This is a genomic window from Streptosporangium sp. NBC_01755, assembly GCF_035917995.1.
In the GTDB taxonomy this organism is placed as follows: Bacteria; Actinomycetota; Actinomycetes; order Streptosporangiales; family Streptosporangiaceae; genus Streptosporangium.
Genome location: NZ_CP109131.1, coordinates 5709677 through 5732136 on the forward strand (window position 1 = coordinate 5709677; position 22460 = coordinate 5732136).

Here is a 22460-nt window from a genome sequence, read left to right on the forward strand (position 1 = left end):
TGGCTACACCAGCGAGCTGCTCAAGTGCGCCGGCACTGTCAGTTCCGGGCCGGAGGAAGCCAACGCTGGACCAGGTGCCGTGGGACGGTGGCATCGACATGCCACAGCTTCCTCGCCCCGTGCCACTGGGGGCGTATCCCGGCGGCCTGTAGCGCGTGTTTGAACTCGTCCTTCTTGTCGAAGGGGACCTGTATGTAAAGGCGTCCGTCCAGCACGTCGCCGGTTCTGACATCGGGAGCCGAATCCGGCTCCGGCGACGTCTGTTTCCAGGTACGGGCAGGACGTTCCATCCGTGCGCGGTCGACGATGTGACGAACCTGCCGACAGGAGGACGGGTCGGTGATTCGCATCATCAGGTCGGTGGCGCCGGTGTTGGCGAGGAGGTTGAGCGAGCCGTGCCACAGCACGGTGTCGTCGACGATCATGACCTTCTCATGCATGCGCTCGCGTACCGCGACCAGGCAACCGGCGGCCTCAAGGTCTCGTACCAGAGCGCGCCTGCGCGGATCGTCGGCCTGGTCCCGGGTGTGGACGGTCACCTGCACTCCGTTTTCGATGCGCGGGGTGAGATGCCGCAGCCATCTGCCGACGGGGACCGGGTCCAGGAAGGCGCAGTAGATCTCGATGCTGCGCTGAGCTTGTTCGATGTCCCACGCGATGGCGCGGGACACCTCGTCGGCGGGGAAGAACGCAGGCCGGGCCAGCTCGTCCTTGTCCAGCCCGGCCAGGTCGGCCGCGCAACGGAACGGCACGAGCTCGTCCACCGAGAGCAACCGCGCATGGCGCTCCAGGTGGGCGAGCATCTGTGCGGCCTCACTGCCCGGACTGAGGTTGTCGTGCAGGAACAGGGTGTCGGCGACGACGACGAGATGGTCCTGCGCCCGGCTGAGGGCCACGTTGAGTAATCGGCAGGTGGAGGATGACAGGCCCGAGCCCTCGTAGAAGTAGCCGAGCCTGTCGCCCGCCCCGGCCACGGTATCGATCACCACAAGAGGGCGCTGGCTGCCCTGGAATCGGTGGACGGTGTCCACCAGCCCCTCGTAGCTCTCGCCGAACCGATAGGTCAGGCTGTTCCGCAGCGCCTTCACCTGGTCTCTGAACGGAGCGATCACAGCCAGCCGGTCGGCCGGCCGCTCTCCGGCGGCCAGGTTCGTCCACTTGCGAGCGGGCAGGACCTCGTCGTACTGCAGGCCTCGGACAAGCTCATGAATGACCGCTTCGTGCACCGGGTTGGTCTTGTGCCCGTTGCGGCGGCCTTTCGGGTTGGGCAGGCGGCGCGGAGTGGTGTCGACAAGGATCAGCGGGCCGTCGATCAGCGGCGAGTACGGGAGACGGCTGCGGTCACCGCGTCCGGTGCGCAAGGGCGCGTCGGGGTAGGCGACGACATTGACCACCTCGCAGATCGACGGGCGCATACGGTACTGCGTGTCCAGGCAGACCATCCGCCGGTCCTGACGGGCCGAGCCCACCGGGTCCACCAGCCCGGCCGTGGCGAAGACATCGCGGTCCATCCAGAGCACAGCGTGCTGCCTGTCCTCGGGGGAGGCCTCCCGGTCGCCGGAGGACTTGGTCACGGCGGGTAGCTGCCGGAAGTCACCGGCGACGACGACCCGCCGGGCGGCGAGTCCGGCGGCGCACCAGGCCGAAGGGGTGTTCACCATCCCGGCCTCGTCGATGACCACCACGTCGATCGAGTCGAGCAACGTGCGGGACTGTACCGCCTTGGCGACGGTGGCGCCCATGACGCGGCAGTTGCTCCGGACCGCTTCGGTGATCTTCTGCTGTTCCTGCTCCAACGCGCTGAGTTGTCGTTGAAGCCTCTCAACGGCGTCTCGAAGAGGACCGGGCGGGGGAACTCTCCGCAGCCGACCGTGCAGCACGGCCAGCTCCGGCTCACGTTTGGCGACCTCGGTGGCACGGTTTCGCTGTACGGTCAGCGCGGTGTGCAGCTGCTGGTCGAGCGCGGCGACGGCGTTCCGATGCGTCCGGTGCACGCGGCCGAGGTCGTCGAGCTTGGCCTGTTTCTTCTTGGCGAAGAGCCCGGAAGGGGTGCCGATCTTGTGAATCTGCTGCTCGGTCCTGGCGAGGGCGGCCTGCCCGGCCTGGATCTGCCGGCGCAGGGCGGCGGCGTGCCGCCCGGCCTCGTCGCGTCGCGCGCTCAGGTCCCGCAGTTCGCCTGAGACGCGCTCGGCCTCGGCGTGGAGTGCGAGGTCCTGACGCGCCGCGTCCAACAGTTCGCGCGTTTCGGTGATCCTCGCGGTCACGGCGGCGAAAAGTCGTCCGGCTATCCGTCCGGCGTTGATCTGGTCGCCGAACCTGGTGGCCAGGGAGGCGAGTTCGATGTCTCCGGCGCGCTGCACGAGCCCCGTGTCGAAACCCTCCTCACCGGAGAGCAGGTCACAGATCCGCTCCAGCGCCTGGTCCACGGCGACCTTGGTCGGAGCGACGAAGAGCACCCGCATCCCCTGCCGGTAACAGCCCTCGACGATGGAGGCGACGACGTCGGTCTTGCCGGTTCCCGGTGGTCCCCAGATGAAGGTGAGCTCGCTGTCGAGAGCCTGCTCGATCGCCTGCCGCTGCCGGGGATTGAGTTCGCGTTCGCGATACCCCCGGATGAAACGTTCCGGGGTGGCACAGCGGTCGACGCGCGGACTTCCCTGACCGAGCATCCAGCCCGCCGTGGTGAGATTGACCAGACCATCGCTCGCACCGGCGGATTCCAGCCGCTCGGCGAGGGCCTCCATACCCGCCGACTCGTCCTTGCGCAGCTGAGCGTTGTCGGGCCGGCTGCTCAGATCGGCCGCAGTGCGGACCGTGACCTTGCCGTCGGGCATCCGCACCGCCTCGGCGCTCACCCACAGGTCGCGGGAACGTGAGAGCCGGACGAGTAGTTTTTCCCCGGAGAACGAGTCCTTCCAGCTTCTGCAGGAGAACAGGTACTCCTGGATCTCCCCGTCGCCTCCGATCCTGCGTCCGGCGGTCAGTGAGACCTTCTCCCCATCGCCGTCGCTGCGGAGTTCGGCGGTGATCTCCAGGCGTACGGCCCGTAAGAGATCGTCGACGGGAAAGGGTCTCTGCTGCGTGCCTGTCATCGCGCTCCCTCTGGGGTAAGGAGATCAGCGTGCCGGTACAGATCAGAAACGTACCCTTGCTGAGCAGGAGCTGAGGAGTGCCGGCGTCAGTCCGGTAGTGGACAGAAAGACCCGCCATGTCCTCGATCTGCCTTCAAGAAAGGTATTCGGGATCACCATGGTGAACATCACGACTCGCTCATCCGGGATCGTCGGTGTACGGCTCTTCGTCGAGCTGGTCGGAGGGAGGAATCGCATCCTCAGGGACGAAGGCACTGGGCGCGTCGAACCGGCGTTCCAGGTCGTCAGCCGCGTCCTGCCTGCCGTGCTTGACGAGGTAGTCGGCCACCTGCCGAGTGAACAGGGCACGTTGCGGGTCACCGTCCGGGAAATCCGTCGCCCCCAGGAACGCCTCGAAGTGGTCGACGGCGGATGATCCGTGTCCCGGATCAGGTGTGGACGGCTCGTCGTCTGCTGGCTGTGAGGGGGACGGCCCCGGCACCAGGTACCGGAAGCATTCGGGTATGTCCTCGTTGTTCGCGGCGGAGGAGAGCTGGGCGAGGATGCCCAGGTCCTGCACCACCTTCTCCACGCGGTCGTCGTTCTTGGCGAGCCACCAGACCACGGTGCTGCCCGGGTCTTTCAGTACGTCCTCTCCGAGGTACTCCCGCTTGCTCTGTTCGTACTTCCTCTCGTGCTCCCAGACCGCCTTGTCCTTACGCACCTCGGCGAGCTTTTTCAGGCGTTGCCGATCGTGATCGGAGAGAGTGAGCGTGACCGACTCGGCCATCGCCCGCACGCATCCGCTGGCGTCCGACTGCATCCTGCTCAGTGCACCGTTCAACTCGTGCTGAACGAGCGAGGCCCTGCCGGGGAGCCGGTTCTTCGTGACATCCATGGCACGTTCCAGGATCGTGTCGACCGCCAGACCGCCGAGGTTGGCGACCGGTTCATCCACTGTCCTGCCATCCGGAGACCATCGCACTGTCGCCGAGAACAGGAAGTCGTAGTCATCCTCCATGCTCGGCAGCGCGACTTCGACGACCCGCTGCTCCCGAGGCTCTATGGGTGGCGGTGGAAGGTACGTCGTCTCCACCGGTGGCGCGGAATCCGTTCCGCGGCTGGGTACTCTCATGGCCAGGACCACGACGATCCCGGCTACCACGGCGACCACCACCCATGCCCAGGGCGGTAGTGGAGCGAACAGGATAAGACCGGCGAGAATCAATCCCGCGAAGGCGACAAAGTAGACCGTCACCGTCCTGTGGCCAGAACCCATGGTGTTGTCTCCCTGATCTGTTGTCACGATGGCGGCTCACACGGCCCAGATACCCATGGAAAAGTTGATCTTCCGTAGGACGCGATCGACGAGAAAGGCGTGGTGTTCCTGTCCGTCCGTCCCAGGGCGGGCCAGGTCTCGGGTGATGACGTGCAGGCGGGCCAGGAGGTCCGCATGTTGCCCGCCACCGGCGACGAGCGTGTCGAGGAGATGCTCACGATGTGCTTCATCGGCGAAGGCTGTCTGGATCCAGCGTTCCACCTGTGTGCGCCAGACCTCGTACGGACGCCGGTGGAAGGCGATGCTCCAGCCGATGATTAGCTGCTCTCTCAGGTCGGGGTCGGACAGAGGCGCGCGCGTGTGTGGTCCGGTGGCCGTGAGCGCTGCCGGATCGGCGAACTCCACGAACAGGTCGGCATCGATCGGCCATTCTTCCAGCTGGAGCCGCTGAACCAACCGCTCCAGCATCCGGACCCGGAGTTGGGCGTCGGCGCCCACCAACTGCACGAGCGCGTCGCGGGCATGTGTGGTTCCGCGTTCCCTGCGCGCCAGGTGATGGAGCCGGATCATGGCCTGGTCCGGGTGGCGCACGGCCATCACCTTCCAGCACGCCACGACGATCACCTGGGTGAGGCCCCTGGGCAGGTTCGTCTCACGCGACCAGTCGTAGATCTTCTGTCGGAAGAACCGGCCGTGCTCTTCGTGCTGGAGCCCGTGCCGCAGTGCCTGAATGGCCGCGCCCATCCGGAAGCCGTTCCCAGTGTCCTTCGCGCACTGAGACACGAGAGTCAGCAGGAGGTCTCGGTACCTGTCGTGCAGGCACTGCTCGGCGAACCGCTTGATCAGCTTGTCGCGGTCGTCCGTCTCCAAGTCCGTCAGGCCCACGGTGTCACCGACCCATCGCTGGATGGGCTCCCGTAGTTCCGGGCGGTGAGTCCATAGGTGGGCCCGGACCGCCGAGTCGTATCCGAGTTTGTCGAACCGCACCCGGCCGGAGGCGTCGGGTGTCGCCTTGATCTCCTGGAAGCGCACGGCGAGGTCCGCCTGCTCTAGGAGAGGACGTTCGTCGTGGGGATGTCGCACCCCTTCCAGCAGTGCGACAGCGGACCGGTGGATGACGTCGATATGGGTTCCGTGCAGCATGGCCGTGGCCAGCAGCAGTGCTCGCTGTGGCCCCTTGCGCAGTTCGACGAGATCGTCGGTGACGAGCTTGCCCTGGTGGTTGTCCAATGCGGCCAGGGCGCTCTCACACCAGCCGGCGAATCCACCTGCTGATTCCGCCGTTGCCCGTGCCTCGACGACGAGGGCGGCGAAGTCGGCGATCTCCTGCATCGAGGGGTTCTTGGCCAGGAAGTCTGAGGCGGCCTGAGGCGCCGAATCAGTCTCGGCTACCGGGATTCGCTCCATGCGAAGATAACGCTGGAGTACCACTTGTCCTGCTGGACGGACGATTTTGACGCGGTAGGCACCAAGATCCGCTCCGAGCCGCTCGACTCTCCCGGTGGGGAGTATCACCACCAGATGAGCGCTGTGCTCGTGCACGACCTTGCGGAGGTCGGGAAGCTCGCCTTGGACCTCGGCCCAGACCTGCTCATTGGGGATCGCGGACAGATCCACCAGCACCAAAGCGCCTTCGCCGACCTGGCTGGTGTTCAGGTAGGGGGATTTGTCCTTCAGTAGGAGCTCGTGGAACGTCTCGCTCCCGGAGTGCAGCTCACCCAGGAGCATCCAGGCGGCGGTCCTTCTTCCGGTGCCCGGCGTTCCATCCAGGAATACGGTGCCGTGGGATTCCAGGGCCGCAGCCGCCTTGGCGAAGCCTCCGGGGGAAAGGAAGCGCCGCCGGAGCCACGACAGCTGGTCATCGGCAATGCGCCGGGGATCTTTGCCCGCGGCTTCGGCCAGCAGCGAGAAGACGATCTGGTCGCCGCTGCCCGCGTGCACCGCCGCTCCGTGGCCGACGGAGACGGAGGACCTTATCTGGTCGCTCAACGGTCGCCCTTCTTGTCCTTGCGGGAGCCGCCGAACCGGTGATTGATCCCTCCGTGGTTGTCTCCGGCGACGTATGCCGCCCCATCGCCGGAGAAGTGCTGGGAGTCGCGGTAGATATCGCCCTTACCAGCGTGAATAGTTCCGTGGTCGCCTTTGATGACGGTGCCGACATCGCCGGTGGTGATGTCGCGGCCCTGGATGGCCGTGCCATGAACGTCGCCCGCCGAGTTGGTGATGGAGCCAGGGGGCGGAGGCTGAGGGGCCGGGCGTTTCGTCGTTCTGAACGACGGCACCCAATCGGCGAGCCTGGCGACGAGACGCGTGAGGTCCGCCTGGAGATCCTCCAGATCCACGTGCACCGACTGGGTCTCGGTGAGCCAGGCCAGCTCCACCGGCAACTCCGCCCGGTCCAGCCGTTTTGTCCTGTGCCCTTCAAGAACCGGCACGACCGGTATGCCGAGGGTGAACGCCTCAAGGAGCTCCCGGCGGACCCAGTCGTCCTCGTCACGAAGTCTGGGGGGCTGGATCCAGTTGGGGCCGATGACGGCGAGGAGGACGGTACTGCGCCGCACGTTGCCGAGCAGTTCCTCGGGGAAGCGCTGGCCAGGTTTGATGGACCTGGTGGCACGGAAGATCCGTTCCTCTCCCCCGAGAATTGCGGATAGTTCCTTTTCGAGGAGAAGAGCGGTCTTCTCGCCGTCTCCAGTGCGGTAGTTGATGAACACGTCGGGCATAGCGGGTTCCCTCTCTACGAAACGATGATCTGCAGGGTCGCGCTGAGTTCAGGATTGAGATCGCGCACCGACCGGTTCCGTCGGTGACGAGCCAGGGCACGGGCGAGGTTGCGCAGGTCCGCGGCGATGGTGGCCGAACTCACCGTGACAGCGCTGCCCAGCAGTCGGCTGATCACATCGCACGCGTGGTCGATCTCCCCGGCAGCGGCGTGGGCGAGTGCGCAGCGCACTCCGTAACGGACCTGCGTGCGCAGTGCCCGGGGCGGCACCTGCGCCAGCTGTGTTTCCATGATTTCGGCGGCTTCGGCCGGCCGTCCCAGGTCGTAAAGGCACCAGCCGGTGATCATCGCGACCGGGTCGGACAGGTTGGTGGTACCGATGACGGGCGCGTCAGAGTCGGATGCGTGGCCGACGAGCAGCGCACGCGCCCGGTCCAGGCTGCGCATGCAGGCGTCGTAGTCACCTGCGAGCGCGTGGCCCTGTGCCTCCCGTTGCGCTGCCAGGCCGCGGATCCGCGGCGGGACCTTGCCGTTCTGCGCTTGCCGGGCCAGCTCAACGGTCTGGGGCGCATCCTCGCGATAGAGGGTGACCAGTGCCCGGCGGACCAGTCCGTAGGCGGCAAGGTCATGATCACCGCCGACAGCCGCCAGGTCAACGGCGCGTTGCGTCCACCACAGCGCCGCCTGTTCGTTTCCCGTCTCCTGCACCAGCCAGCCGACATACTCGGCGTACCGGGAACCGAGCCTCAGCAACCCCTGACGGGTCTGGGAACCGGCATTGGCGGATAGCTCCCGGAGCGTATGGGTCTGCGCGATGAGTACGGGGAGCAGGAGCCCGGGACTGACCGTCTGACCGAGCTGCCGATACTGGTCGAACAGCGATCGGGACACTCCCAGGAGCGTCGTGTCCTCGGCGCCGGACGGGGTTGCCGGGCCGCCGATGCTCATTCCCGCGATCGAAGCCGCCCCCGTGGCCAGCGCCTGTCTCCGGCTCATGGGTTGGAACCGGTTCTGCCCGTCTGAGGACAACCGCATCAGCCACACCTCATCCTCGTCACCGCTCTCCTGCGTGAGTCCTTCTTTGGGAGGCCGTTCGCGGACCAGAGCTGCGAGCTCGCCTCCGGCGTCGAGTGCGACGTCGCAGAGGCGGCCCAACTCGCGGCTCGGCGCTTTGATACCTCGCTCGACCTTGCTGAGCTGGCCTTTGCTGTAATGAACCAGCCTGGATAAATCGGTAAGGGTGAGATCGGCGGCGAGACGCCGCCTCCGAAGTTCCCTTCCGAAGGTGATTGGCTGCTGGACCACATGAACCTCCGTCACTGCCTGTCCGAGCAGCCGTGAATCATCGTTTGCAAGACTGTGTTAGCCGATGTCGGACAGACAAGACCTGTTCCGGTGTTTCCCGTTTCCAACTCTGAAGGCAATAGGAAACGGTCGGTATTGTCCAGATGGCTTCGGGGCCTCTATAGGAGTTCTTCCTGCTCGCGAACACCGGTCACCCTGCGGGATCCGCTGTCGGTAGCCGGTCTGGTATTGGTCACCGGAAAAACTGTAAACGGCACTTATCAGAAGAAGATTTGGTCGGCATTTATGCGGATTTATCACTCCATGGTGTTGTGCCGGGCAGTCGGCCCCGGCGCGGTGCGTGACCTCAAGGGCGCTCTGCAGGCCAGGAAGTACCTCGGTCACCAGGGTGTCCTCGACCGGGAGGCGGAGCCTGGTGAAGTTGCTGGTCTGGTTGGAGAAACGGCGGCGGTCACTTCGGAACGTGTTCCGAAGTACGGTTGGGTATGGCAATGCCGACCGTGCTGTTCTCCGACCTGTCGAAGCACTCCAAACGGGTCGCCGAGATCATCGACTGCTTCCATCGCGTGCGCGTCACACGCCGCGACGGAGAGGACCTGTTCATCTCAATAGCCCGGCATGACCATCAGCGAGAAGAGACCGCGGACGTCGCGGCCCGCATGATCGCCGCGCTGCCGGCCAACGATGAAGGCACCCGCGCCGTCCTGCACGCGCTGCCCCAGGTCTTTCCATGGGTCCGGCATCTCTCCGTGGAGGAGACGCGGGAGTTCGTCCGGGAACTCGTCGACGCCACCCGGGACTCGGTTGATCTGGACGTCCACTCCACGCTGCACCGGGTCATCGTCGAGTGGCGCGCCACCGCCCGCATCCTGGCCGATCCCGAGCTGACCGCGCGGCTCACCCGCGCGCTGCCGGATGAGGATCACGGTGAGGTGGCCGCGCCGTGAGCCCCAAACGCGGCGACGCCGTGGCCCCTGCCTCTGCTTTTCGCCGGGGCGAATCCTTATCGATACGCTCTGGAACATTGGTGGATCGTGGTAGGACGTAGTCGCCGATCTATGCCATGAGGCAAGACAGTTGAAAATGATGACTCGGGTGGGGAGCGGCGATGACGCAGGTGGCGGCTGAGACCCCGGCGCTGCCCGCCATCGGCCAGGTGGTGACCGTCCGGAACCGGCCGTGGGTCGTCGCCGACGTCCGCCAGGGCAGTGTGGCCGGCTCCGATGACAGGGCACTCACGTCCAGAGCTCCCCACGTGGTGAGCCTGGTGAGCATCGAGGACGACGCCCGTGACGAGCGGCTCCGGGTGGTCTGGGAGCTGGAGCCGGGCGCCGCCGCGTACGAGCAGCACGCGCTGCCGAGCCCCGCGCGGGGGTTCGACCCGCCCGGCCATCTGGACGCGTTCCTTGACGCGGTCCGGTGGGGGGCGATCGCCTCGGCGGACACGACGGTGCTGCAGGCGCCGTTCCGTTCGGGCATCCAGATCGAGGAGTACCAGCTCGACCCGGTCGTGCGGGCGCTGTCGATGCCGCGCACCAACCTCCTGATCGCCGACGACGTCGGTCTGGGCAAGACGATCGAGGCCGGGCTGGTCATGCAGGAGCTCATGCTCAGGCACCGGGCCCGCACCATGCTGATCGTCTGCCCGGCGGGCCTGACCCTGCAGTGGCGAGACGAGATGCGCGACAAGTTCGGGCTGGACTTCCGGATCGTCGACAGTGGGCTGCTGAAGGAGCTCCGCCGGACCCGCGGGCTCTACGCGAACCCGTGGACGCACTTCCCGCGGCTGATCGTGAGCGTCGACTGGCTCAAGCGCGACCGTCCCCGGCGGCTGCTGCGCGACGTGCTCCCCCCGGTTCCGCGTTACCCGCGCGCCTTCGACCTGCTGGTCGTGGACGAGGTGCACACCTGCGCGCCGGCGACCCGGGGGAAGTACGCGGTCGACTCGCAGCGGACCGAGGTCATCCGTGAGCTCGCACCGCACTGCGAGCACCGGCTGTTCCTGTCCGCCACCCCGCACAACGGCTACCAGAACTCGTGGACCGCCCTGCTGGAGCTGCTGGACGACCAGCGATTCGCGCGGGGTGTCCCGCCCAGCGACGAGCAGCTCGCCCAGGTGATGATCCGCCGGCTCAAGAGCGAGCTGCCGCCGAAGTGGGATGGCTCGTCGCGGTTCGCGACCCGGAAGATCCACGATGTGGACGTCCGCTACTCGGAGCTCGAACGTCAGGCGCACCTGAGACTGGCCGAGTACGCCGAGTCGCGGAGACGGACCTCCGGCGGCAACGCCCAGCGGAGCGCCGCCGACTTCGTCACGATGCTGCTGAAGAAGCGGCTGTTCTCCTCTCCGCAGGCGTTCTTCAGCACCGTCGACAAGCACCTGGAGACCATGGTCCGGCGCGAGGACGGCGAGCGGCCCCTGCCCGCCAAGGCGCAGGCGCGCGTGCTCAGACCGCTCGTGGACCGGCTGGAGGAGACCGCCGAGGACGACGCCGCGTACGGCGAGGCGGAGACGAGCGCGCTGACCGCCGCCCGCCGGCTGCTGCCGCCGCTGACCGCCGGGGAGAAGAAGCTCCTTGGCGAGCTGCGCGACTGGGCGGGGGAGGCGAAGAAGCAGCCGGACGCGAAGTTCGACGCGATGCGCGCCTGGCTCGACCCGATCGTCCGCCCGGACGGGGAGTGGAACGACGACAACGGCGAGCGGGTCATCATCTTCACCGAGTACCGCGACACCCAGAACTGGCTGCGGGATCAGCTCATCCACGCGGGCTACCCGGCCAGGCTGATCGCCTGCCTCTACGGCGGAATGGACGACGCCGAGCGGGACCGGATCCGCAAGGTCTTCCGCGACTCCCCGGATCTCGACCCGATGCGGATCCTGCTCGCCACCGACGCGGCCAGCGAGGGCATCAACCTGCAGGACCACTGCCACCGGCTGCTGCACTGGGAGATCCCGTGGAACCCCAACCGGCTGGAGCAGCGCAACGGCCGGATCGACCGGCACGGCCAGCCGGCACCGCAGGTGGACATCTTCCATTTCGTCCCGTCGGACTGGCGGGACGCTCGGGAAGGCTCGCTTGAGGACGAACTCCAGTTCCTCACCGTGGCGGTCAGGAAGGTCGACCAGATCCGGGAGGACCTCGGCAGCGCGGGAGACGTGATCGCCGCCAACGTCGAGCGGAAGATGCTCGGGCGGCCCGCCGACTGGCAGGCCGCCGAGACCGAGATCACCAAGCGGAGCGGTACGGCCCAGCTGAAGATCCGCCGTGATCTCGCCGCCGACCTGGAGAAGCTCACCGAGACGCTACGCGGCAGCCGGACGAAGCTGAACCTCACCCCGCAGACGGTGGAGCGGGTGGTCCGCACCGCGCTCCGGCTGGCCCACAACAGGGACCTGCTCGACGCCGACCCTCCCAAGGGGCTGAAAGCGCGCTGCTTCCGGCTGCCCCCGCTGTCCGGCGCGTGGGCGGAGGCCCGCAACGACGGGCTGCTGCACCCGGTCACGCACGCGGAGCGGGTGGTCACCTTCGACCAGGACGCGGCGGCCGACCGGACCAACGTGGTCCTGCTCCACCTCGGCAGCCGCCTGGTCCAGATGTGCCTGCACCTGCTCCGCGCCGAGCTGTGGGCATCCGGGGTCGGCGGGGGTGCGAAGCTGGCACGGGTCACCGCCCGGGTCGTGCCCGCGGACCTGATCACCTCCCCCGCCGTGGTGGCGCACATGCGCATCGTCGTCACCGGGGACGAGGGCACCCGGCTGCACGAGGAGGTCGTCCTCGGCGGCGGCACCCTCGACGAGGGCCGCCTGACCCGGGTGAACGCCGAAAGTCTGGAGAGCTGGCTCGCCGCGGCCACCGACGAGCCGCCGCCCCGGCACGTGCTCGACCGGCTCACCGAGGTCTGGGAGCGGCTGGAGCTGGAGCCGAAGGTCGCGGGCATTCTCGCCGACCGGGCCAGGCGGCGCACCAACCGGCACGCCACCGACCTTCAGGCCCGCTGCGAGAAGGACATCGCCGCCATGACCGCCGTCCTCGACGAGCTGCGCCGTACCATCACCGCCGCCCTCGACGACGACGGCTACTGGCAGCCCAGCCTCTTCGAGGCCGACGAGGAACGGACGCAGCTCGCCAGGGACCGCGAGGCCCTCGTCGAGCGGCGCGAGTCGATTCCCCGGCAGCTCGCCGACGAGATCGAGGCGATCACCCGCCGCTACGCCAATCCGACGGTCCGCTGGTTCCCGGCCGCGGTCACCTTCCTGGTGCCCGCCTCGATCGCCCACCGGGGGGCCTGATGCCACCGCGCCGCAGAATCGCGACCCCGTCGATCGCCCGCCAGCACGCCGACTGGATCAGCCTGCTCCGGCCGGACGGCCCGTTCGTCTCGGTCGGCGTGCTCGCCGGAGCACTGCCCCAGGGGCTGGAGGTGCTTCCCGAGCGGAAACTGGAACGCCTCATCCAGGCGTGGGACGAGGTCCAGGCCGCTCCCGACGAGCTGAACCCCGCCTGGCAGGACTTCATCCTCCGCGAGGTGCTCGGCCTGACCGGTCCGCTGATCGCCGAAGGCGCGCAGCTGCCCGAGGAGGTGCGCGGGTACGGCCCGGCCGACACGCGGGTAAGGCCGGACGGGGTCGCCTTCGGCCCGGACGGCGCCGGTGGCCGGGCCGAACGGCTGCACATCTACCGGCGAGGCTGGGCCGAACCCCTCACCAGGGCGACCAGGGACCGCCGCTCCGCGGTCGAGGAGGCCGCCGACCTCTGCCGTCGGCGGGGCGTGCCGCTGGCGCTGCTCACCAACGGGCGGCTGTGGATCCTGGTGCACGCCCGGGTTCAGGAACCCTCCACCGTCGCGACCTTCGACGCGGACCTGTGGCTGGAGGAGCGCGACCTGCTCCGCGCCTTCGTCACGCTGCTCGGCGCGACCCGTGTGCTCAGGCCCGCCCTCGACGCGGCGGGTGACCCCACCGACAGCCTGGCCGCGCTGTTCTCCCGCAGCGCCGACGCGCAGGCCGAGGTCACGACCACCCTTGGCAGGCAGGTGCTGCGCGCCGTCGAGCTGCTTGTCGGCGAGCTCGCCCGGCTCGACCGGGAGGCCGATGGCCGGCTCCTCGTACACGTGCCCGAACGCCAGGTCTACCAGGGCACGCTGAGCGTGATGATGCGCCTGGTCTTCCTGCTCTACGCCGAGGACCAGCGCCTGCTGCCCGTCGACTCCGAGCTGTATGCCCACTCCTACTCGGTCGGCGGCCTCTTCGACGAGCTGGAGGAGGCGCGCAGCAGGCACGGTGACGCGGTGGGCGACCGGCGAAGGGCCGCCTGGCCTCGACTGCTCGCCCTCTTCGGCGCCGTGTACGGCGGGTGCGAGCACGACGACATGCGCATCCCGCCGTACGGGGGCGCGCTCTTCGACCCGGAGCGCTTCGGCTGGCTGGCCGATATGAAGGTCACCGACCGGGTCGTGCACGAGATCCTGCGGGCGCTGCTGATCCTGGTCGGCGAGAGCGGCGCCCCGGAACGGCTCAGCTACAAGGGCCTCAACGTCGAGCAGATCGGCCATGTCTACGAGGGCCTGCTGGAGTTCTCCTGCGTCCGGGTGACCGAGCCGTACGCCGGGCTGTTCGGCAGACTTGAGCCCGAGCTCCCGCTGGCCGAGCTGGAACGTGCCCGCCGCGAGGAGGCGGACCTCGCCGCCTGGGCGGTCCGGACCTGCGACACGACGGCGAACCGGGCCGCCAAGGCGCTGACCGCCGCAGCGAAGCCGGACGATCTGGAACGACTCCGTACGGCCTGTGACAACGATGACGCGCTGGCCGACCGGGCGGCCCCGTTCCTCGGCCTGCTCCGCCGCGACCTGCGGGGCTGGCCCACGGTCTTCCCCACCGGATCACTGATCATCACCCAGGTCGGCGACCGGCGTTCCACCGGCACCCACTACACGCCGCGCCCGCTCGCCGAGGAGGTCGTCGAGCACACCCTGGCCCCGCTCTGCTTCTCTCCCGGCCCCGCCGAGGGCGCCGAGCCGCACGTGTGGCAGGCCAAGCGCTGGGACGAGCTGCTGGCGCTGAAGGTGCTCGACCCGGCGATGGGCTCGGGCGCGTTCCTCGTCTCCGCCTGCCGGTACATCGCGGACCGGATCGTCGACGACTGGGACCGGAACGGAGTGCCGGGGGAGATCCTGGACGCGGTCGGACCCGGCTACGACCGCGACGGCCTGCTGCTGGAGGCCCGCCGCCGGGTGGCCGCGAGCTGCGTCTACGGGGTGGACCGCGACGACCAGGCCGTTGAGCTGGCGAAGCTGTCGCTCTGGCTGGTCACGCTGGCCAAGAACAGGCCGTTCTCCTTCCTCGACCACGCGCTGCGCTGCGGTGACTCCCTGATCGGCGTCGTCGACGACCGGCAGCTCGTCGCCTTCGACCTCGACGCGGAGGCGGGGAATTTTCAGAACTCCCGGCTCAGTAACACCTTGGCGGAGACGGTCACGTCGATCCTCGATGAGGCCGAGCGGCTCCGCGTCGAGATCGAGCGGGAGCCGGTTCGTGACACCGCCCACGGTCGTGAGCTGGAGGCCAGGCTCGCCACCGCCGAGGCGCTCACCGGGCGACTCCGTTTCGCGGCGGACGCCGTTGTCGCCGCCGCGCTCGCCGCCGCTGACAGCAAGAAGCAGAACCGCCGTCCGCACTGGGAGGAGCAGACGGACGAGGACGAGTACGGCGAACTTCTGGCCGAACTCGCCGAGGACGTCGAGAAGGTCCTCGCCCCGCTCGTCATGACCATCGCGCTGGCGGGCGATCCCGGCGAGGAGGGGTACGGCTCCCGGCTCGCCGGGCTGGTGGAAAGTCTCGACGTGGTGGAGGACGGCGAGCTGTATCGGGCCGTCCTCGCGGCCGTGGGTGCCGAAGACCGGGTCCGCCGGTTGATCACGCCCATGCTCACCGGCGGCGGACGCAGACCGGAGCCGATCAGGCCGTTCCACTGGCCGCTGGAGTTTCCCGAGGTCATGCGGCACGGCGGGTTCAGCGCCGTGGTCGGCAACCCGCCGTTCATCGGCGGGCAGCGGCTCACCGGGGCCATCGGCGATGACGTCCGGGAGTTCCTCGTCACGTACGTCGCCGGGGGCAGGCGCGGTAGCGCGGACCTGTGCTCGTACTTCCTGCTCCGCGACCTGGCGGTGGCCCCGGCCGGGCGGGTGGGGATCATCGCCACCAACACGATCGCCCAGGGCGGCACCCGGGAGGTCGGTCTCGACCAGGCGTACGAGCGGGACTGGCGGGTCTACCGGACCGTCAAGTCCCAGCCGTGGCCGGGTACGGCGTCGCTGGAGGTGTCGCTGGTCTGGGCCGGGCACCCGGGGGCCGGAGAACGGCGGCTTCGTGACGGCCGGGAGGTGCCTTCGATCACCTCTTCTCTCGACCCGGAAGGCCGGATGGAGGGACTGCCATACCGACTGGCGGCCAATACCGGCCAATCGTTTCAGGGGTCGAATGTCCTCGGTCTTGGCTTCACCATGTCTCCGGAGGAGGCCGCTGCCGTGATCGAGGCCGACCCGCGCAATCGGGAGGTGCTGTTCCCTTACCTCAACGGGGAGGACCTCAACTCCCGGCCGGACGGCTCGGGCCGCCGCTGGGTGATCAACTTTCGGGACTGGCCGGTTGAGCGGGCTCAGGAATATCCCGAGCTGTTCGCCATCGTTGAACGCGAGGTCAAGCCTTTTCGAGAACGGAACAAACGGCAGGCTCGTCGGGAACGGTGGTGGCAGTACGCAGAGCGGGCACCGGGCCTGTACGAGGCCATCGCGGACCTTGACCGGGTGCTCGTCATTGCACAAACAAGTCGGACTCAGATACCTGTTCTAGTTCCTAGCGGGCAGGTCTTCGATCAGAAGCTTGTGGTGTTCCCAGCATCTTCGGCTGCAGCGATGGCCTTGCGAACAAGCGCATTTCAGTACTTCTGGACGGTGACCCGAAGCTCCACGATGAAGGCCGACCCGGTGTTCGCTCCTTCAGACTGTTGCGAGACGCTCGCTCAACCAACATTCACAAAGCGGATGGAAGAGATAGCAGAAGAACTGCACAGCCTCCGAAGCAAGCTCATGCTGGAGTGCGATCTCGGGCTGACCAAGCTCTACAACCTGGTGAACGACCCGGCCGAGTTCGATCCGAAGATCCAGCGGATCAGGGAGCTACACGTCGAGATCGACGAGGCGGTCCTGGAGGCGTACGCGCTGGATGAGGAGCGGGAACCGGCCATTCATGACTATGAGGCTCGGAAGGCGAAGGCCCCTTTGCCCGCGTGGTCCGATGTGGTCTTGGACCACGGGTTCCATGACCACGGCCAGGGGACTCGCTGGACGGTCGGCCCGCAGGCCCGCCTCGACATCCTCGACAAGTTGCTGGCGCTCAACCACTACCGCCACCGGCAGGAGCCGGAGACGGGCGTCCGCAAGCTCAGAAAGAGCAGCCAGGCCAAGAAGGCACGCGCCACCACCGTGGCGACTCCCAGCGCACCGGCAGTGGGCCGTACGCAAGGCTCAGACCCGGTGCCGCAACAGGCCGACCCCTTCGAGGACGGCCTGTTCCCACCGGACGGGACTCTCTTCTGATCGGCCGATATCGGCGAAGAGAGCGATTCTGCCCTGGTCTCGGTCCGGACCACCATCCCGGTCTGAAAGGACGGTTTCTCCGGACCAAGACCAGGTCAACGATCGAACTCGCCGGTTTTGACACCGCCGACGAACGCTCCCCACCCGGCGTGGGTGAAGAGCAGTTTGGGGCCGTCCGGGTCCTTGCTGTCCCGGACCGCGACAACCCCGGGCAGATTGGCGGCCACCTCGACACACTGGCCACCGTTTCCACCGGAGCGTGATGATTTCCGCCAGATGGCGGCGCTCAGGTCCATTCCTGCTTCACTTCCTCGATCTTCCTGAGGGATGCGTGCTGATGGTCCCCGACCGAGACAGGATCAGCGGTCGAAGTCTTCAGTCTTGATACTGCGGACGAAGGTGCCCCACTCGGTGGGCGTGAAGAGCAGTTTGGGGCCGTTCGGGTCTTTGCTGTCCCGGACCGCGACAATCCCGGGCAGGTTCGCAGCGACCTCGACGCACTGGCCGCCGTTCGATCCGGAACGTGATGATTTTCGCCAGATGGCAGTGCTCAGGTTCATTCGCGTCTCGCTTCCTCGATCTTCTTGAGGGATGCGTGCTGGGGGTCCCCGACCGAGACAGGATCAGCGGTCGAAGTCTCCAGTCTTGATGCCGTGGACGAAGGTGCCCCACTCGGTGGGGGTGAAGAGTAGTTTGGGGCCGTTGGGGTCCTTGCTGTCACGGACCGCGACGACTCCGGGCAGGTTGGCGGCGACCTCGACGCACTGGCCACCGTTGTCTGAGGAACGCGATGATTTCCGCCAGATGGCAGCTCTCAGGTCCATTGCTGCTTTCCTTTCTTGATCTTTTTGAGGCAACACGGCTCAGGATAGGGCCAGAGTCGTGTTGCCTCACGGCGCTTTCACAGTCTGAAGGGGTGTTTTCTCCTGACCGGAACCGGTTTAGTGGTCGAACTTACCGGTTTTGATGCCGCCGACGAACGTTCTCCACTCGGTGGGGGTGAAGAGTAGTTTGGGGCCGTTGGGGTCCTTGCTGTCACGGACCGCGACGACTCCGGGCAGGTTGGCGGCTACTTCGACACACTGGCCACCATTTCCTGAAGATCGCGATGATTTCCGCCAGATGGCAGCGCTCAGGTCCATTCGCGTCTCGCTTCCTCGATCATCTTGAGGGATACACGCTCAGGATAAGCCCATAGCCGTATCGCCTCATATCTTTCTTGAATGGAAGTCATAAGTTCGTGGTCGTTCGTAACGTATCCCTTGGCCGGCGAGTCCGTGTGAATGGTGGCGGGTTGCCCGTCGGGGAGTTCAGCGATCATGAAAGCGCCCGCCAGGCCGGGAAGGCATTCCGGGTCGACGATCTGGATAGAGACAGAAGGGCGCCTGGCGGCCTCCAGTAGGTGATCGAATTGTTCGCGCATCACCTCGGCTCCACCGACCTTACGGCGTAGCACCCCTGCATCGAAGAGCACGACGACACGTGGAGGATTCTCTCTATCGAGGATCCTCTGCCGCCGCACCCGCGCCTCGACCCGCTCCTCGACCTCCTCGGGAGTGGTTTGGGGCTCCAGATTGAAGATTTGCCGGGCATATGCCTCCGTCTGGAGCAGGCCGGGCACCAGGAGGGGATCCCAGGAGCGGATGACGGTGGCTCTGGGTTCGATCTCCTCGGCCCAGTTCCAGAACCAGGTCGGGCCGCCGGGCTGGGCGACGATGTGCTCGCGAATTCCCGTGAAGGAGATGCCGTTGGCGGTCCCATAGAGCAGATCCAGTCTCTCGGCATCGGACTTGGATGGCGTCCGGCTGGCGCTCTCCAGGCGGCTGATCTGGGTCTGGGTGCAGCCGAGGCGTCTGGCCACTGCGGTCTGTGAGAGCTGGGCGGCCAGCCGCAGGCGGCGCATCTCGGCGCCGAACCGCACGCGGGGGGATCCAGGGTCGAGAGACGGCGCACTGTCCATCGTATTTCCTCTCGAATTGGAAAAAACGGACTTAATGTCCAGCCGGTGATATCGAATCCAGCCCGGGCAGACCAACGGCTGTCATCATCCGCTCTAGCCTGGATTGCCGATCCGGTAGCAGGTCAACTACCGGTAAGGCAGTCTAGGCACAGAAATCCTGCTCGCGAAAGTGTTGTCAAGAAAGCGGTAAACCACTTTCTTGGCCGGAGACGAATCGGGTCGGACATGAATTAGATAGTCCTCTTTCGGTCTCCCATCGCGAGCACCGGAAAGTATTCGAAAGGTGAGACTATGACGATGAGCGAGCCGCTGGCCGAACGGATCACGGCTCTGAACCGCGAGGACATGCCCCTGCCCTGGCTGATGACAGCGGTCGGCGTGACCTGGCAACTCCCCTTGGCTGACAAACGAGTATGGGAGGGGTGTAGCGAAAGCGGGCCGGGTGGGTAAGGATTGATAGGTCCCGGCGTCAACCCCTCCGGAGGTACTGAATGCGCGTCGCCCGGTTGCTGGCCGTCAGCTTGGCGCTGGTGATGCTGACCTCGGGATGCACTTCCGAGCCCTCCCTGGGAGAAGCGGCGGCGGAGCTACAAAAGGACACCCAGCAGCTAGAGACCAACAGCATCTTCAAGAATCCGCTCAAGAAGCTGCGCATCCTACAGCGCCCGGACAAGGACATCCGCTGTGGCAAGGACAAGTTCAAACGAGCGCTGCGAGCCACGGCCGATTACGAACGTGTCGACGAATCATTGGATGTTCACCTGGATCAAGCTCAAACGCTAATGGAAAACACCATTGCCCAGGTTCTCGGTTATAAACTGGAGTTCGACTTCAGTCAGACGGAGACCAAGGAGGGGCGGTTCATCTACGGTACGAAGATAGACCCAGATGTAAAGGTGACCGTATATGTAGCTCCCGAGGCCCCCACCTGGCGGCTGCATGCGATGACAGCTTGTCTACCGCGGTGACGAAGCCAGCTTAGTCCCAGATTTTTATCTCTTCCCTGGATCGCTCGTTGGCCTGGAAAGTTGAGGCATCCTCGGCCTTATCGTCGAATTTTCTATTGCTGTCCATCCAGCGCTCGTAGGGTGTCAGCTTCTCCTTCAACACCTGTTCCCATTCCTTGTTGGCGCCGGCTTCTTTCTTTGCTTCAGCCACGAGTTCGTCATAGGTTTTGAGTTTTCCGGTGTTCGTGTTCATGGCTTCGGTGGGTGGGTTACTCGCCGGGTATTCGGCCTCGTGAAGGAGACGAGCCATATCGTATTTCAAGCGCAGAACGAAGTCTGCCCGAGCTCCGGTGGCCTGCTCTACCCGTGTCTCGATGTCGTCAGCCACACCATCGAGGAAGTTGCTGACACCATGGGCCTTGAGTAACTCCCACCCCGCTATGACCCCCCTACCCATGGGGGAAATCCCGTCGATCCCGAAGGAGACGGTGTTTTTGACGATGTTAACGACTATTTCGTTGATGGCGTCCTGCTCCCCGCGCACGTCTAGCGTCGCCTTGAACTCCATGCCACCAAGGTCGCCGAATGCCCTAGCTGTTCTCTCGAAATGTCGGGTCCCGTCGTGTGCGTCCAAGTTGGCTGCTGCCGTCAACATGTCATGACGGAACTGTGCTGCCGTCGCGTCGAAGTCGCCGGTGAGCTGTTTGTCTCCGACGAAGGTCTTCAGGAAGCGAAAGGTGTCGCCCGGACTGAGGTAGAACGCGGGGGTCACGGGAGGAAGGTGAACCCAGTTCTCCGGGACTCCCATTCCGGAATCGCGGTAGACGGCCTTGTCGAAGCGGGCGCCCGAGGCCATTTCGTGGATGTACGACTTCGCGATCACGCTCATGGAGTCCCAGGCGACCTTGGGCAGGTCGCTGCCCAAGGAGCCCGCGGCCTTTATCGCGTCCAGGGCGAAGGCCGCGGCCTCCGGGCTGTGTTGTCCGGCCTTCTCGGTCGTGGCCTCGCTGCCCGCCTCCATCGCCCGGCCGAGGGCATCGGCCACCTCGTCCCCGGTGCCCGTGCTCTTGGCACGGTCGAGGAACAGCTTCATCTTGTCGACCTGGCTGAGCTTGACGTCGGCCCCGCCCATCTTGGCGAAGGCGTCTCGCACGGCCGCGCCGTCTCCGGCGAGCACCTCCAGCCCCATGGCGACCAGGTCTTCGGGCAGGTCATACGCCTCCGTCTCAGCAGGCCCGCCGGCGCGCCAGTCTTGCCGGGGCTTCTTCGCGAACTCGTCCAGGACCAGCGCGCGGGCCGCCGCGCTGCGGACGGACGAGGGGGCCTTGGCACCGCTGAGCAGCGCAAGCCGGTTCCAGGCGGCGACCTTGCTGCCAGCCGGTTTCACCAGGTCGGCTCTGACCTTGGCGAAGGCCGGGACGAGGGTGGGGGCGTTCAGAGCCGCGCCGAGGGCCTTGCTGAAGGCGGCCAGGTCCTGCTTGGCGGTTTTGCTGCCGGTGACCGCGATGAGATTGGGCAGGCTGTCCCGGACCTTGGGGGACAGCAGGGCGAAGAAGGCGGCGGCGGCCTGGGGGTTGTCGGCGAGTTTGGCGACCTCGTCGATGTGCTCGTGGATGAGCTTGGCCTGCGACTCGCCGTGGAAGTTCACCAGGATGTCCTCGCCGTACATCCTGGCCAGGCCCTGGGCGATATCAAAGTCCTTCAGCTCGTCGGGGAGCCGGATGAGCCCCTGTCCGCCCGCCGCCATCGAGGCCGCGCCCCCCGACCCGCCCACGCCGCCAGTTCCCCCCGCCCCGCCCAGCTCCGGGGCGCCGTTGCCCAGGGTTTTGATCAGGTCGATCCGGCCGTGCAGCATGGAGACCTGCCTCCCGCCCCAATCGGCGATGTCGGTGATCTCCCGGAGCACGGGGGTGCTGATCCCGTGTCGGCCGAGCTTTTCCTCGAACTCCCTGCTGAACGCGGTCAGCCGGTCGGCGGCGCCGCGCAGGGAGGTGGCGAGCTGACCCATCTGTTCGGGGTCGATGCCGCAGAACTCGGCGGTCGGTGCCATGGAACGTTCCCCCTCATGGTCATGACGGTCACGTGCGTCCGGCCATCTCCCGGCGCATGGCGTTCGCCTCTGCCTCGGTCACCAGCGGGGGAGAGCGGCGCAGCTCCTCCTCGACCGCATCCACCACGCGCTGGGCGAGCCGTCCGAGCCGTTGATGCCGGTCTTCCAGCTCGGTGGTCCAGGTGGTGGCCGTCGGCCCCGTCCACACCTGTCCCGACCGCATCGCCGAGGAGGCGCGCTGGTATGCCTGCCGCACCTCATGAGCCCTGTCTTCGGCTTCGACGAGCAATTGCCTCAGCCGTTCGTGCCGGGGACTGGGCACCATCCGCTCGGCCACGCCACCCCCGTCCTTTTCATGACCCCGTGATGAAGGAAAAAAGTCGCATACCAGAGTAGGTATTGATCGTCTAAATCGGCAAGTCCGGTACCCGGCCGGCATCGCGCTTCCGCCGGTGGGGCCGTGACCACCCGAGCGGGCGAAACCGATATTTCGGTCATTCCCTCTCGTGCCGGAGCGACTACTCCCCCCAA

At 66.6% G+C, this 22460-nt stretch carries 16 protein-coding genes; 4 read left to right on the plus strand and 12 right to left on the minus strand.

Features of this window, described 5'->3' with window-relative positions; genetic code table 11:
• Window positions 1-38 precede the first annotated feature (38 nt).
• The 5 genes from OG884_RS27305 to OG884_RS27325 form a co-directional block, all read right to left on the minus strand.
• On the minus strand, window positions 39-3092 hold the full coding sequence (locus OG884_RS27305; RefSeq protein ID WP_326637530.1) for an AAA domain-containing protein: 3054 nt from the start codon (window positions 3090-3092) through the stop codon (window positions 39-41).
• Between the two features lie 178 nt (window positions 3093-3270).
• Complete coding sequence (locus OG884_RS27310; protein WP_326637532.1) at window positions 3271-4350, minus strand: hypothetical protein; 1080 nt, start codon at window positions 4348-4350, stop codon at window positions 3271-3273.
• A gap of 36 nt (window positions 4351-4386) precedes the next feature.
• The gene (locus OG884_RS27315; protein WP_326637534.1) at window positions 4387-6339 is read right to left on the minus strand and encodes a hypothetical protein; all 1953 of its coding nucleotides are present in this window, start codon (window positions 6337-6339) and stop codon (window positions 4387-4389) included.
• On the minus strand, window positions 6336-7073 hold the full coding sequence (locus OG884_RS27320; RefSeq protein WP_326637536.1) for a toll/interleukin-1 receptor domain-containing protein: 738 nt from the start codon (window positions 7071-7073) through the stop codon (window positions 6336-6338). The genes OG884_RS27315 and OG884_RS27320 overlap by 4 nt, the downstream gene beginning before the upstream one ends.
• 14 nt (window positions 7074-7087) lie before the next feature.
• On the minus strand, window positions 7088-8377 hold the full coding sequence (locus OG884_RS27325) for a helix-turn-helix transcriptional regulator (RefSeq protein ID WP_326637538.1): 1290 nt from the start codon (window positions 8375-8377) through the stop codon (window positions 7088-7090).
• A 485-nt stretch (window positions 8378-8862) separates the two neighbouring features.
• On the opposite strand from OG884_RS27325, the gene OG884_RS27330 reads away from it, so the two are divergent.
• The 3 genes from OG884_RS27330 to OG884_RS27340 all read left to right on the plus strand — a co-directional run bounded on the left by OG884_RS27330 (window position 8863) and on the right by OG884_RS27340 (window position 16972).
• A complete protein-coding gene (locus OG884_RS27330) occupies window positions 8863-9324 on the plus strand; it encodes a hypothetical protein (RefSeq protein WP_326637540.1) in 462 nt (153 codons plus the stop codon).
• A gap of 161 nt (window positions 9325-9485) precedes the next feature.
• Window positions 9486-12668 (plus strand): DISARM system SNF2-like helicase DrmD, encoded by a 3183-nt coding sequence (gene drmD / locus OG884_RS27335; protein ID WP_326637542.1) that lies wholly within the window; start codon window positions 9486-9488, stop codon window positions 12666-12668.
• Window positions 12668-16972 carry an Eco57I restriction-modification methylase domain-containing protein gene (locus tag OG884_RS27340; protein ID WP_326637544.1) on the plus strand — a complete coding sequence of 1435 codons (4305 nt, stop codon included), beginning with the start codon at window positions 12668-12670 and terminating at the stop codon, window positions 16970-16972. Before drmD ends, OG884_RS27340 begins: the two co-directional genes overlap by 1 nt.
• Window positions 16973-17067: 95 nt before the next feature.
• Here OG884_RS27340 and OG884_RS27345 read toward each other — a convergent pair whose 3' ends face one another.
• The 5 genes from OG884_RS27345 to OG884_RS27365 form a co-directional block, all read right to left on the minus strand.
• Window positions 17068-17268 (minus strand): DUF397 domain-containing protein, encoded by a 201-nt coding sequence (locus OG884_RS27345; protein ID WP_326637546.1) that lies wholly within the window; start codon window positions 17266-17268, stop codon window positions 17068-17070.
• Window positions 17269-17331: 63 nt separating this feature from the next.
• On the minus strand, window positions 17332-17532 hold the full coding sequence (locus tag OG884_RS27350) for a DUF397 domain-containing protein (protein WP_326637548.1): 201 nt from the start codon (window positions 17530-17532) through the stop codon (window positions 17332-17334).
• 63 nt (window positions 17533-17595) lie between these two features.
• Window positions 17596-17796 carry a DUF397 domain-containing protein gene (locus OG884_RS27355; protein WP_326637550.1) on the minus strand — a complete coding sequence of 67 codons (201 nt, stop codon included), beginning with the start codon at window positions 17794-17796 and terminating at the stop codon, window positions 17596-17598.
• Window positions 17797-17913: 117 nt separating this feature from the next.
• Complete coding sequence (locus OG884_RS27360) at window positions 17914-18114, minus strand: DUF397 domain-containing protein (RefSeq protein WP_326637552.1); 201 nt, start codon at window positions 18112-18114, stop codon at window positions 17914-17916.
• On the minus strand, window positions 18105-18932 hold the full coding sequence (locus OG884_RS27365) for a helix-turn-helix domain-containing protein (RefSeq protein WP_326637554.1): 828 nt from the start codon (window positions 18930-18932) through the stop codon (window positions 18105-18107). Before OG884_RS27365 ends, OG884_RS27360 begins: the two co-directional genes overlap by 10 nt.
• A gap of 491 nt (window positions 18933-19423) precedes the next feature.
• Here OG884_RS27365 and OG884_RS27370 point away from each other — a divergent pair, with 491 nt between their 5' ends.
• The gene (locus OG884_RS27370; RefSeq protein WP_326637556.1) at window positions 19424-19900 is read left to right on the plus strand and encodes a hypothetical protein; all 477 of its coding nucleotides are present in this window, start codon (window positions 19424-19426) and stop codon (window positions 19898-19900) included.
• 10 nt (window positions 19901-19910) lie between these two features.
• Here OG884_RS27370 and OG884_RS27375 read toward each other — a convergent pair whose 3' ends face one another.
• Together OG884_RS27375 and OG884_RS27380 are read right to left on the minus strand one after the other, a co-directional pair.
• Window positions 19911-21929, minus strand: coding sequence for a hypothetical protein (locus OG884_RS27375; protein WP_326637557.1), 2019 nt, complete (start codon window positions 21927-21929; stop codon window positions 19911-19913).
• A 28-nt stretch (window positions 21930-21957) separates the two neighbouring features.
• On the minus strand, window positions 21958-22266 hold the full coding sequence (locus OG884_RS27380; protein WP_326637558.1) for a hypothetical protein: 309 nt from the start codon (window positions 22264-22266) through the stop codon (window positions 21958-21960).
• Window positions 22267-22460: the final 194 nt, after the last annotated feature.